The organism is Streptomyces sp. A 4/2, assembly GCF_940670765.1.
Lineage (GTDB): Bacteria > Actinomycetota > Actinomycetes > Streptomycetales > Streptomycetaceae > Streptomyces.
The window spans coordinates 88143-100848 of sequence record NZ_CALNVW010000034.1 but is presented as its reverse complement, the minus strand read 5'-3'; the positions used below and the strand labels follow the sequence as shown (position 1 = coordinate 100848).

The window sequence follows — 12706 nt, the reverse complement described above, 5'->3', positions numbered from 1 at the left end:
GCCGTCACGGCACCTCGTCGTTCCCGCGAACACGGTCGTTCCCGCGAACAGGGTCGAAAGTACGCACGAAAAATGACTCCCGCCAGCAAGGAAGGCCGTACTTACCAGGGGCGACGAGACCTCGGACCAGGCCCGACGTGATCTTCAGGGAGTGCCGTCGAGACATGGATCACACCACTGGCTCATTGACGTCCGGGGTGGGCGTCACCAATATCTGTAAACGTTTCCAGTTACTGAAAACCTTTACAGCGATTCACTCCACAGATGCTCAGGGGACAGGAATGACGCAGAACGGGCCGCCGACCATCGTGTCGATCGCCGAGCACGCGGGGGTTTCCATCGCGTCCGTCTCCCGGGTGCTCAACGGGGTGGGTGCCCGTCCCGACACCGTGCGCAGGGTCGAAAGCGCCGTGGCGGAGCTCGGCTACGTACCGAACGCGGTGGCCCGGTCCCTCAAGGGCGGCAGGACCCGGCAGGTCACCTTCGCGATGGAGGACATCGGCAACCCGGTGTACGTCGCGATGGTCCGCGGGATCCAGGCCGTCACCAGGGCGGCCGGTTACCGGCTGCTGCTGCACTCCACGGACGCGGTCGTCGAGGACGAGCTCGCCGCGATCCACAGCCTCGGCGACCGCACCAGCGACGGCCTCATCCTCTGCCCGATCCGGATCACCGACGCCTACACCCAGGCCCTGAACGCCGCCGCGGCCCCGGTGGTGATCATCGGCTCGCTGCCCGGACACGGCCCCGTCGACAGCGTGCGCGCGGACTCGGTACAGGGGGTCGGCCTCGCCGTACGGCATCTGTACGAGACGGGGCGGCGCAGGATCGCCTTCGTCAACGGCCCGCTCGACACCGTTCCTGGACGCAACCGGGCGACCGGCTACCGGGCGGCCCTCGCCGCTCTCGGCCTGCCCTACGACGAGTCGCTCGTGGTCAGCACCGACTTCGACACCGAGGCGGGCGCCGACGCCGCCGAGCAGGTGCTGGCCGCCTCCCCCGACGCGCTGTTCTGCGCCAACGACCAGCTGGCGGTCGGCGCCGTCCGGACGCTGCACGCCCACGGCCTGCGCATCCCCGACGACATCGCCGTCGCCGGGATGGACGACAGCACCCTCGCCCAGGCCGCCTGGCCGCCGCTGACCAGCGTCGACCTGGGTTCCGTCGAGCGCGGCAGGCGCGCCGCCGAGCTGCTGCTCGCCCGGCTCGGCCAGGGCTCGGCACCCGATTCCCCCCAGCACAGCACCGCCCAACCCCGCCTTGTCGTACGCGCGTCCACCGCGCCGGCGACAGACCTGGAGAACCCGAGGTCCGCATGAGTCTCACCGCAGCCCGGGGCAACGAGGCCCCGGAGCACCGCGGCACCCCACCGCCCCGCACACCCGAGCAGCGCAAACGCGCGCTCGGTCTGGACCGGGGGGCATGGTTCCTGCTGGCGCCCGCCCTGATCCCGATCCTGGTGCTGAGCGTGGGCCCCCTGCTGTACGGCTTCTCGCTCGCCTTCACCGACTCGCAGGCCGGGCGCACCACGTCGACGCAGTTCACCGGCCTGGCCAACTTCACCGATCTGCTGCACGACTCGCTGTTCTGGGAGTCGTTCCGGATCGGGATCATCTGGGCCGTCAGCGTCACCGCGCTGCAGTTCGTGCTGGCGCTGGGCCTGGCCCTGCTGCTCAACGAGAACCTGCGCTTCCGCTGGCTGGCCCGGACCCTCGCGCTGGTGCCGTGGGCGATGCCCGAGGTGGTCGTCGGCATCATGTGGCGGCTCGTCTACCACCCGGACGCGGGCATCCTCAACAAGACCCTGATGCAGCTGCACCTGATCAGCGAGAACGTCGACTGGCTGACCAGTCTCTCGGTCGCGCTCCCGGCCGTGATCGTGGTCGGCGTGTGGGCGGGGATGCCGCAGACCACCGTGGTGCTGCTGGCCGGACTGCAGAACGTGCCGGTCGAGCTGAAGGAGGCCGCGAACCTCGACGGCGCCGGGATGTGGCGCCGCTTCACCACGGTCACCTGGCCGGCGATCAAGCCGGTGGTGATCGCCGTGACCGCGCTGAACTTCATCTGGAACTTCAACTCGTTCGGCCTGGTCTACGTGCTGACGCAGGGCGGACCCGGCGGGAAGACCCGGCTGCCGATGCTCTTCTCCTACGAAGAGGCCTTCAAGTACGGCCAGTTCGGCTACGCCGCCGCCATGGGCCTGGTGATGGTCGCCCTCATCGCTGTCTTCCTCACCCTGTTCCTGCGCAAGAAGCTGAAGGAGGAGACGGCATGAGTGTCCCCACGCGGCTCCGCGCCCGGCGGACGGCCGGTCGCACCGGCCAGTACCTCGCGCTCCTGTGCTACCTGGTCTTCCTGGCCTTCCCGCTGCTGTGGCTGGTGTCCACCGCGTTCAAGTCCCCCCGGGAACTGGGCGCGATCGACCCCACCTGGCTGCCCCGGCACCCGACCCTGGACAACTTCAGGGCGGCCTTCGACGCGCAGCCACTGCTGCACTCCGCGCTCAACAGCCTGATCGTGGCGGGCAGTGCCACGGTCATCTCGGTGGCGCTCGCGGTGCCCGCGGCGTACGCACTGGTCCGCTTCCGCAGCCGGATGACCAAGGTCGCCAACGGCTGGGTGCTGGTCAGCCAGATGTTCCCGTTCGTACTGATCATCATCCCGCTGTTCCTGGTGCTGAAGAACCTGCACCTGATCAACTCGCTGGCCGGGCTGATCGCGGTGTACGTGGTCTGGAACCTGCCGTTCTCGCTCTGGATGCTCCAGGGGTACGTCAAGGCCGTGCCCATCACCCTGGAGGAGGCCGCGTCCGTCGACGGCGCGAGCCGGCTGCGGACCCTGGTCAGCGTGGTGTTCCCGCTGCTGACGCCGGGTCTGGTCGCGACGGCGATGTTCACCTTCGTCACCGCGTGGAACGAGTTCTTCTTCGCCCTCGTGCTGCTCAAGTCCCCGGAGAACCAGACGATGTCCGTGATCCTCACCCGTTTCCTCGGCGCCGAGGGCGTCGCGGACCTGGGACCGCTCGCCGCGGCCTCCGTCATCGCCACCATCCCCAGCCTGCTGTTCTTCGCGCTGCTCCAGCGCCGGCTGGTCGGCGGCATGCTCGCAGGGGCGGTGAAGGGCTGATGCGTACCCCTACTCGCAGCCGGGGCCGCAACCGGGTCCGTACCGCGGTCACGGCGCTGGCCGCCGCTGCCGCTCTCACCTTCGTCGCGGGCTGCGGCAGCGGGAGCAGTGACAGCTCCTCGGGCCGCATCACGCTCCAATTCCTCAGCCTGGCCTGGCAGAAGGACTCCGTCGCCGCCAACAAGGCGCTCGTCGACGAGTGGAACAAGCAGCACCCCGACGTCCGGGTGAAGTACGTGCAGGGCAGTTGGGACGGCATCCACGACCAGCTGCTGACCTCCTTCGAGGGCGGTCAGGCGCCGGACATCATCCATGACGACGCCTCCGACCTCACCGACTTCGCGTACGGCGGCTACCTCGCCGATCTGCGGACGATGCTGCCGAAGTCGCTGAAGGAGGACATCCCCCAGCAGTCGTGGGGGACCACCACCTTCGACGGCGGCGTCTACGGGGTGCCGTTCCTCCAGGAGCCCCGTGTCCTGGTCGCCAACACGAAGCTCCTCAAGGCGTCCGGCGTACGGATCCCGACCGCCGCCCACCCGTGGAGCTGGTCGGAGTTCCAGCAGGTCTCGAAGAGGCTCACGGTCCAGGGGGCCGACGGCAGGACGAAGCAGTACGGCGTCGCCTGGTCGATGAAGGAGCCGGTGACCCAGTCGGTCAACGGCTCGGTCTCCACCGGCGGGAAGATCTTCGAGCGGGTGGACGGCAAGAACAAGGTGAGCTTCGACGCCGCCGACTCGGCCGTCGCCCAGATCATCAACCGCCAGATCAACCAGGACCACACCGCGCCGAAGAGCAGCCTGGGCATGGGCGGCGCCGATACGCTGCCCGGTTTCTTCGCCGGCAAGTACGCCATGGTGCCGGTGAACTTCTCCTACCGGCAGCAGATCGAGCAGCAGGCGCCGAAGGGCTTCGGCTGGACCGTACTGCCACTGCCGGCGGGCAGCGGGCCCGAGGGACGGACGCAGGGTGTCGTCCCGCAGACCCTCTCGGTCTCGCAGGACTCCCGGCACAAGCAGGCCGCCGTCGACTTCATCTCCTTCCTGACCCAGGGCAAGAACGCCGCCCGGCTCGCCCTCGGTGACTGGCTGCTGCCCAACAGCCGCACGGCGCTGAAGGATCCGGCGCTGAACACCCCCGAGAACGGCTGGCGCACGGGCAGTCAGCTCTTCGGCGAGCTGGTCCCCTCCCCCGTACTCGGGGTCCGGGGCTACGCCGAGTGGAAGGACAAGATCGCCACTCCGGCCTTCCAGGAGTACTACAACGGCTCGATCGGTCTCGGCTCGCTGCGCTCGAAGCTCGCCGGTGACGGCCAGCGGGTCCTCGACCGGTACCAACGCTGACGCCTCCCGCGCCCGCCCCTCGTACAACCCCAGAAATGAGCACGATCAGCAGCATGAGCGGCAGCCCCGATCCCTCCCCCGCAGCAGGCGAACCACCCGTGACCCGGCTCCGGGCCGAACGGGCCGACGTCCCGCGTTCGTTGCGCGACCGTGCGCGCGGCGCGCTCCTGGGTCTCGCCGTGGGCGACGCCCTGGGCGCCCCGGCGGAGAACATGAAGCCCTCCCAGATCCGGGAGCGCTGGGGCCGTATCGAAGGGTTCGTCCTGGACGAACCGGCCGGTACCGACGACACCGAGTACGCGATCTTCTCGGGGCTGCTGCTCGCCGAGCACGGCTCGGCGCTCACCGTCGCGCATGTCGAGGCGGCGTGGCACCTGTGGATCGCGGACCGCGACGAAGGGCCGTTCCGGGGCGCCGGGTTCAGTGAGCGCGGCACCCTGGAGAACCTGCGGCGCGGGCTGGCCGCGCCCATCTCGGCGCAGCACCGGCACGCGTGGAGCGACGGGCTGGCGATGCGGGCCGCGCCCTTCGGGGTGTACGCGACGGGGCGGCCCGCCGAGGCCGCCAGGCTGGTCGCGGTGGACGGCACGGTCAGCCACGACGGCGAGGGGATCTACGGCGGGCAGGCCGTCGCCGCGGGGGTGGCCGCCGCGATGGTGAGCGACAGCCCGGACGCGGTGGTGCAGGCCGCGCTCTCGGTGGTTCCCGAGGACTCCTGGACCGCGCGCTCGCTGCACCGGGCGGTGAGCGCGGCCCGCCGCGCGGTGCCCGCTCCCGACGGCAACCCGCTGCCCGTCGAGCGCGCGGTGCGCTCCGCCGTGGTGATCGGCGGGTACCCGTGGACCGATCTGGCGCCCGAGGCGGTGGGGCTCGCCTTCGGTGCGTTCATCGCGGCCCGCGGTGACTTCCGGGGGTCCGTGCTCACGGCCGTCAACATGGGCCGCGACGCCGACACGACGGCGGCCGTGGCGGGGGCGCTCGCGGGGGCGCTCGGCGGGGCGGCCGGTATCCCGGCGCACTGGGCGGACGCGATCGGCCCGGTACTCGGCAGTTGTCTGCCCGCCATGGCCGGGCGCCACATCCTCGATGTCGCCGACCGCCTCGTCCCCCGGGACGGCACACCGCACGACAAGCAGCACGGCATCCAGTACGACGACAGGCAGGCCGCCTCGTGACCACCCAGCTGACCCCGCCCGCCACCGAACCCTCCGGCCCCGGCCCCGCCGCGCGCCCTCCGCTCCGCCGGGTGGAAGGTCTCCTCCTCGGCATCGCCGCGGGTGACGCGGCGGGCTGGCCTGCCGGGCGGCACCGCGCCGCGCTGCTGCCCAACTGGACGCGCCGGCTCACCCGGGAGCTGGACACCTTCGCCGAGCAGAACGCGACCACCACCCTGCCGGTGCCCATCGCGCTCAACCAGCCGCCCGCTCCCCTGCAGTTGGGGCCCTCCGACGACGCGGAGTGGGCGACGTTCACCGCGCAGGCGATCCTGTCCGCCGCGGCGTCCGGGCGCAGTGACCTCCCCGCCCAGCAGCGGGTGCGGTCCGCGCTGGCGCTGGCCTGGAGCGCGCTCGCCGACGAGGTGGCCGCCGCGTCCGCGCGGGCGGACGAGATCGAGTCGGCGCTGATGCCGTTGCGGGCCCGGATCTCCGTACGGGCCGGGCTGGGCAATCTGGCCGCGGGGCTGCGGCCCCCGGCCACCGGCCACGACAACCCGCACCACTTCGACGACGCCGCCTGTGTGCGGGCCGCCGTCCTCGCCGTGGTGCACCCGGGCGATCCGGCCGCCGCCGCCGATCTCGCCGAGTTCGACGCCCGCTACACCCAGGACGGCGACGGGGTGCACGGCGCCCGCGCGATGGCCGCCGCGGTGGCTGCCGCGCTGGGCGGGGCGTCCGTGCAGACCTGCGTGGACGAGGCGCTGGCCCAGCTGCCCGAGGGCAGCGAGATCCGGCGCAACGCACTGCACGCGGTGGCCCTGGCCCGTGCCGCGACGGCTGCTGCCGGGCCGGGCCGGCCGGGAGTCGCGTTCGCGCTGGTCCCCGTCCTGGAGCACGAGATCGTCGACCACGTCTACAGCTACGGGATCGCCGCGGCCGAGACGGTTCCCGTTGCGCTGGCGATGACCCTCGCGGCGGGCGGCGCGCTCGCCGAGGCGGTGCCCAGCGCCGCGTGTCTGTCCCGGGTCGCCGACTCCGCGCCCGCGCTGGCGGGCGCTCTCACCGGTGCCATCGGCGGCGCCGAAGCCCTGCCCGACACCTGGCGGGACAGCTGCCGCACCCTCGTCGGCTGCGCCCTGCCCCAGCTCGCCGGCACGGACCTCGTCGAGGTCGCCGCCCGGCTGGCCTCTCCCCTGCACACCACCCCGGAAGGAACTCGCTCATGACCGCGCCCATCCCCTCTCTGGAGGACCGCACCACCGGCGCCCTGATCGGCGCGGCTGTCGGGGACGCCCTCGGCGGCCCGGTGGAGGGCTGGACACCCGAGGCGATCAGCGAGCGGCACGGCGGCCGCGTCCAGGGCATCGTGGAGCCCTTCTACAAGGAGGAGTGGCGGACCGCCCGCCCCATCGCGCCGTACCACAAGGGCGACGGCCACGTGACCGACGACACCTTGATGACCCATGCGCTGATCCGGGTCTACGAGACGGTGCGCGGCCACCTGGACGCGTACGCGGTCGCCGACCACCTGGTGCCCGATCTGATGGGCACCCCCCGCTGGATCCCCGAACTGGAGGCGGAGGCACTGCCGTTGCAGCGCATCTTCCTCGCCGAGAAGTGGATCGTGGCGCGGCTGCACTACGGGCACATCGACCCGCGCGAGGCCGGTGTCGGCAACATCGTCAACTGCGGCGCCGCGATGTACATGGCGCCGGTCGGTCTGGTCAACGCGGGCAGCCCGGCGCAGGCGTACGCCGAGGCGCTGGACGTCGCGGGCGCCCACCAGTCCAGTTACGGCCGGGAGGCCGCCGCGGTCTTCGCCGCCGCGGTCGCCGCCGCCTGCAAGCCGGGGGCCAACCCCGAGTCGGTCGTCGAGGACGTTCTCGCGCTGGCCAAGGACGGCACCCGTTCGGCCATCGAGGCGGTCTGTGAAGTCGCCGCCGGGCACCACGGGTTCGAGTCGGCGCTGAAGCCGCTGCGGGAGGCGGTGGCCCCGTTCGACACGGTCGGCCCCGAGTACCGCAAGCCGTCGCTGGGTGCCCGCCGCCCGTCGAGGCTGCACTCCATCGAGGAGCTCCCGGTGGCGCTCGGCATGCTGATCGCGGGCCGCGGAGACTTCCGTGAGACGGTCCTGGGTTCCGTCAACTACGGCCGCGACTGCGACTCCATCGCCACCATGAGCGGCGCGATCGTCGGTGCGCTGTACGGAGAGAGTGCGGTGCCCGCCGAGTGGGCGACCGAGGTGGCCACCGCGAGCCGCCTCGATCTGCACGCCCCGGCCGCCGCGCTCGCGGCGGTCACCCGTGAGGTGTTCGCCCACGATCTGGAGCGGCGCCGCGAGCACGAGGCGCTGTTCCACGCCATCGCGAGGCCCCGATGACCGGCCGTGCCGTGCGGCTGACCTGGGTCCAGGCCGAGGACCTGGTGGGCCACGAGCTGCGCCAGGCCGCTCAGGACGGGCGGGACGCCGCGGCGGTCGAACGGCGCTGGACGGCTGCGGGCGGCCATCCGGCCCCCGAGCGGGCGGGGGCTTCGGCCGGGCCCACCGCTCCCGCGCTGCGGGTGCTCGCCGAGGAGATCCTCGACGAACTGGCCTGCCTGGACGCCCCGTCGGCCGCCGACGAGCCCACGGACCTGGACGCGATCAGGGCCCTGTGCTCCGACTGGCCCGCGCCGCCGGTGACTTCGCCGGACCGGGACGCGCTGCGCTCCCGCCTCGAAGCGTCCTGGCTGGGCCGCGCGGCGGGCTGTGTGCTGGGCAAGCCGGTCGAGAAACTGCCGCTCGACGGGATCAGGGCGCTCGCCCGCTCCACCGGCAACTGGCCGCTGGACACCTGGTTCACCGAGGTGGGTCTCGATCCGGAGACCGCCGCGGCCCACCCCTGGAACCGCCGCTCGCGGCCCACCTCGCTCGCCGAGAACATCGACGGCGCGCCCGAGGACGACGACCTCAACTACCCGCTGCTCGGGCTGCTGTTGCTCGACCGGTACGGGCCCGGCTTCAGCACCGCCGACGTGGCGCAGCTGTGGCTGGACGAGCTGCCCGCGGGGCGTACCTTCACCGCCGAGCGGGTCGCGTACCGCAATCTGCTCTCCGGGATCGAGCCGCCGCACACGGCGGTGTACCGCAATCCGTTCCGTGAGTGGATCGGCGCGCAGATCAGGGCCGACATCTTCGGCTGGACGCATCCGGGCGATCCGGCGAGGGCCGCGGCGGCTGCCTGGCGGGACGCGGTGCTCACCCATACGGCGAACGGTGTGTACGGCGAGATGTTCGCCGCCGCGGTGATCGCGTCGGCCACCGGCGGGGACCGCGACGTGCACAGCTGTCTGCGGGCCGGTCTCGCGGTCGTGCCGCCGCGCTCGCGGTACGCCGCCGCGGTGCGCTTCGGCATCGAGCGGGCCACCGCCGAACCGCTGGGCACCGCCGAGGGGTTCGAGACGGTCGTCGACGAACTGCACGCCGCGTACGGCGACCACCACTGGGTGCACGTCCTGCCCAACGCGGCGCTGCTGGCCGCCGCGCTGACCCATGCCGACGGGGACTTCACCGGCTCCGTCTGCCGGGCGGTGTCCGGTGGCTGGGACACCGACTCGAACGGTGCGACGGCGGGCAGTGTCGCCGGGCTGCTCGCGGGCGGCCCCCGGGCCCTGCCCGCGCGCTGGACCGCGCCGTTGAAGAACCGGCTGGCGACCACGGTCGGCGGTCTGGACGGCATCGGCTTCGACGAACTCGCCGAACGCACACTGCGCCACGTACCGGAGCACCCACTCCCGGGACACGCGCTGCGAGTAAGGAACGACGGATGAACGACGACCCGACCGACACCCTGCCGACCGACACCCCGCGGCCCGCTCCCCTGGAGGGGCTGCGCGTCCTCGATCTCGCCACGCTCTTCGCGGGGCCGCTGGCCGCGACGATGCTCGGCGACTTCGGCGCCGACGTCATCAAGGTCGAACACCCCCGCAAACCCGATCCCTCACGCGGGCACGGTCCCAGCAAGAACGGCACCGGGCTGTGGTGGAAACTGCTGGGCAGGAACAAGCGGAACATCACCCTCGATCTCTCGTCGCCGGGCGGTCGGGAGGTGCTGCTCAAACTGGCGGCCGAGTCCGACGTGATCATCGAGAACTTCCGTCCCGGCACCCTGGAGAAGTGGGATCTGGGCTGGGCGGAGCTGTCGGCGGCGAACCCGCGGCTGGTGCTGGCCAGGGTGACCGGCTTCGGCCAGTTCGGCCCGTACTCCCGGCGTCCCGGCTTCGGTACGCTCGCCGAGGCCATGAGCGGTTTCGCCGCGATGACCGGCGAGCCGGACGGGCCGCCGACTCTGCCGCCCTTCGGCCTCGCCGACTCGATCGCCGCGCTCTCCACCGCGTACGCCGTGATGGCGGCCCTGTCGGGGCGGGACCGCACCGGGCGCGGGCAGGTCGTCGACATGGCGATCATCGAGCCGATGCTGGCGGTGCTGGGGCCGCAGCCGCTCTGGTACGACCAGCTCGGCTACGTACAGCCGCGCACCGGCAACCGCTCCAACAACAACGCGCCGCGCAACACCTACCGCACCCGGGACGGCAAGTGGGTCGCCGTGTCGACCTCCGCGCAGTCGATCGCGGAGCGGGTGATGCGGCTGGTGGGACGCCCCGAGTTCATCGACGAGCCGTGGTTCTCCTCCGGGGCGCAGCGCGCCCGGCACGCCGACGAGCTGGACGAGGCGGTCAGCAGCTGGATCGGCCGGCACGACAGGGCCGATGTGGTGGCGGCGTTCGAGGAGGCACAGGCGGCCATCGCGCCGGTCTACGAGATCGGGGACGTGATGGAGGACGAGCAGTACCGCGCGCTGGGCACGATCACCGAGGTGCCGGACGAGGAGCTGGGCACGATCCGGATGCAGAACGTCCTCTTCCGGCTCTCCGAGACACCGGGCGCCATCAGGTGGGCGGGCCGGCCGCACGGCGCCGACACCGATGACGTGCTGTCCGGGCTCGGTCTCGCGGCCTCCGACATAGCCGGGTTGCGCGCGTCCGGAGCGGTCCGATGAACACGCCCCTGACCTGGCTGTACGTACCGGGTGACCGGCCCGAGGTGGTGGCGAAGGCGCTGCTCAGCGGCGCCGATGTGGTGCTGGTCGACCTGGAGGACGCGGTCGCGCCGGACCGCAAGGCGTACGCACGGGACGCCACCGTCGAGTTGCTCGCCGACGTGGCCCCCGGGCCCACCCCGGTCCATGTCCGGATCAACGCGCTGGACGGCCCGCTCGCCGAGGCCGATGTCCGCGCCGTCGCCGGACTCCCCGGCCTGGCCGGACTGCGGCTGCCCAAGGCCAACAGCGCGGCGGACGTACGCCGGGTGGCCCGCTGGGCGGCCGGGGCGGGAGGCCGGTCCGGCCTGGCCCTGTATCCGATTCTGGAGTCGGCGCTGGGAGTGGAGCGGGCCTACGAGATCGCCACGGCGACCCCCACGGTGCGCGGCCTGGCCCTGGGCGAGGCGGACCTCAGGGCGGATCTGGGCATCCGGGACGAGTCGGGTCTGGCCTGGCCGCGCAGCCGTGCGGTGGTGGCCGCGCGGGCGGCGGGCCTGGCCCCGCCCGCCCAGTCGGTGTTCACCGACGTACGCGATCTGGACGGGCTGGCCGCGTCCTGCGAACGGGGCCGGGCGCTCGGGTTCCTGGGCCGCGCGGCGATCCATCCGCGGCAGCTGCCGGTGATCGAGCAGGCCTATCTGCCCACCCCGGCGGAGATCCGCGCGGCGGAGGACATCGTGCTGGCGGCGGTCACGGACGAGGGTGCGCTGGCGCTCCCGGACGGGCGCTTCGTGGACGCGGCGGTGGTGGCGGGCGCGCGGCGCACGCTGGAGCTGGCGGGCCGGCGGGAGAGCGCCTGACGCGGGCCGGTCCTGCCCCGGCGGGGAGAACGCAGAGGGCCGCCCGGCTCGTGCACGGCCGGGCGGCCCTCTGCGTCGCAGCTACGTGGGGTGTGTCAGGCCTTCTCGGCCTTCGCTTCCGCGCCGCCCCCACCGGTCTCGGCTCCGGCGGCCACCACATCGGCGGTGTCCGCTGCCTCCGCCGTGTCCTCGCTGTCGGCAGCGGCCTCGGTGTGCACAGCGTCCTCGGTGCCGGCAGCGTCCTTGGCCGGTGCGGCGTCCTCGGCGTCGGCAGCGTCCTTGGCCGGTGCGGCGTCCTCGGCGTCGGCCACGCTCTCCGTGTCGGCCACGTTCTCGGCGTCGGCCACCGCGGCGGGCTCGACGATCTCCTCACGGCCCGGCCGGAGCTTCGCCGAGACGACGAAGTACGTGGTGGCCAGCAGGAACATGATCAGCGCGGTCCAGTCGTTGAGCCGCAGTCCGAGGATGTGGTGCGCGTCGTCGACCCGCATGTACTCGATCCAGCCGCGCCCCACGCAGTACGCGGCGACGTACAGCGCGAACGCCCGCCCGTGTCCGAGCTTGAAGCGGCGGTCGGCCCAGATGACGAGCAGGGCGACACCGACGCACCAGAGCGACTCGTAGAGGAAGGTCGGGTGGTACGTCCCGGCGACCCGGTTCGTCCCCTCGCTGATCTTCAGCGCCCAGGGCACGTCCGTCGGCTTGCCGTACAGCTCCTGGTTGAACCAGTTGCCCCAGCGGCCGATCGCCTGCGCGAAGGCTAGCCCGGGGGCCAGTGTGTCGGCCCAGGCCGGCAGCGGGATGCCCCGGCGGCGGCAGGCGATCCAGGCGCCGACCGCGCCGAGCGCGACCGCGCCCCAGATGCCGAGGCCGCCTTCCCAGATCTTGAAGGCGTCGACCCAGTCCCGGCCCGGACTGAAGTACAGCTCGTAGTCGGTGATGACGTGGTAGAGCCGACCGCCGACCAGGCCGAAGGGCACTGCCCACACGGCGATGTCGGCCACCGTGCCGGCTCTGCCGCCCCGGGCGACCCAGCGCTTGTTCCCGTACCAGACGGCAACGAAGACACCGATGATGATGCAGAACGCATAGCCGCGCAGCGGGATCGGTCCGAGATGGATCACGCCGGTCGACGGACTGGGGATGTAGGCAAGGTTCATGGCATCGCCGACGCTACATTGCCGGGCGGGTCATCGGGC

The 12706-nt window shown here is 72.4% G+C and carries 11 protein-coding genes; 10 read left to right on the top strand and 1 reads right to left on the bottom strand.

What is annotated here, in order from left to right:
* Window positions 1-281: 281 nt before the first annotated feature.
* Genes NBY69_RS25175 through NBY69_RS25130 form a run of 10 tightly spaced genes read left to right on the top strand, consistent with a single transcriptional unit; the run spans window position 282 to window position 11507 of the window.
* Window positions 282-1319, top strand: coding sequence for a LacI family DNA-binding transcriptional regulator (locus NBY69_RS25175; protein WP_250303759.1), 1038 nt, complete (start codon window positions 282-284; stop codon window positions 1317-1319).
* On the top strand, window positions 1316-2275 hold the full coding sequence (locus NBY69_RS25170) for a carbohydrate ABC transporter permease (protein ID WP_250303758.1): 960 nt from the start codon (window positions 1316-1318) through the stop codon (window positions 2273-2275). The genes NBY69_RS25175 and NBY69_RS25170 overlap by 4 nt, the downstream gene beginning before the upstream one ends.
* Window positions 2272-3126, top strand: coding sequence for a carbohydrate ABC transporter permease (locus tag NBY69_RS25165; protein ID WP_250303757.1), 855 nt, complete (start codon window positions 2272-2274; stop codon window positions 3124-3126). Before NBY69_RS25170 ends, NBY69_RS25165 begins: the two co-directional genes overlap by 4 nt.
* Entirely contained in the window at window positions 3126-4469 is a 1344-nt protein-coding gene (locus NBY69_RS25160; RefSeq protein WP_250303756.1) for a sugar ABC transporter substrate-binding protein, read from the top strand. Before NBY69_RS25165 ends, NBY69_RS25160 begins: the two co-directional genes overlap by 1 nt.
* A 35-nt stretch (window positions 4470-4504) precedes the next feature.
* The gene (locus tag NBY69_RS25155; protein WP_374211331.1) at window positions 4505-5644 is read left to right on the top strand and encodes an ADP-ribosylglycohydrolase family protein; all 1140 of its coding nucleotides are present in this window, start codon (window positions 4505-4507) and stop codon (window positions 5642-5644) included.
* Window positions 5645-5652: 8 nt separating this feature from the next.
* Window positions 5653-6852 (top strand): ADP-ribosylglycohydrolase family protein, encoded by a 1200-nt coding sequence (locus tag NBY69_RS25150; protein ID WP_250303873.1) that lies wholly within the window; start codon window positions 5653-5655, stop codon window positions 6850-6852.
* Window positions 6849-8006 carry an ADP-ribosylglycohydrolase family protein gene (locus tag NBY69_RS25145; RefSeq protein WP_250303755.1) on the top strand — a complete coding sequence of 386 codons (1158 nt, stop codon included), beginning with the start codon at window positions 6849-6851 and terminating at the stop codon, window positions 8004-8006. Before NBY69_RS25150 ends, NBY69_RS25145 begins: the two co-directional genes overlap by 4 nt.
* Window positions 8003-9436 carry an ADP-ribosylglycohydrolase family protein gene (locus NBY69_RS25140; protein ID WP_250303754.1) on the top strand — a complete coding sequence of 478 codons (1434 nt, stop codon included), beginning with the start codon at window positions 8003-8005 and terminating at the stop codon, window positions 9434-9436. Before NBY69_RS25145 ends, NBY69_RS25140 begins: the two co-directional genes overlap by 4 nt.
* Window positions 9433-10665, top strand: a complete 1233-nt coding sequence (locus NBY69_RS25135; RefSeq protein ID WP_250303753.1) for a CaiB/BaiF CoA-transferase family protein — start codon at window positions 9433-9435, stop codon at window positions 10663-10665. Before NBY69_RS25140 ends, NBY69_RS25135 begins: the two co-directional genes overlap by 4 nt.
* Window positions 10662-11507, top strand: a complete 846-nt coding sequence (locus NBY69_RS25130) for a CoA ester lyase (protein WP_250303752.1) — start codon at window positions 10662-10664, stop codon at window positions 11505-11507. Before NBY69_RS25135 ends, NBY69_RS25130 begins: the two co-directional genes overlap by 4 nt.
* Window positions 11508-11602: 95 nt before the next feature.
* Here NBY69_RS25130 and lgt read toward each other — a convergent pair whose 3' ends face one another.
* Window positions 11603-12667 (bottom strand): prolipoprotein diacylglyceryl transferase, encoded by a 1065-nt coding sequence (lgt, locus tag NBY69_RS25125; RefSeq protein WP_250303751.1) that lies wholly within the window; start codon window positions 12665-12667, stop codon window positions 11603-11605.
* Window positions 12668-12706: the final 39 nt, after the last annotated feature.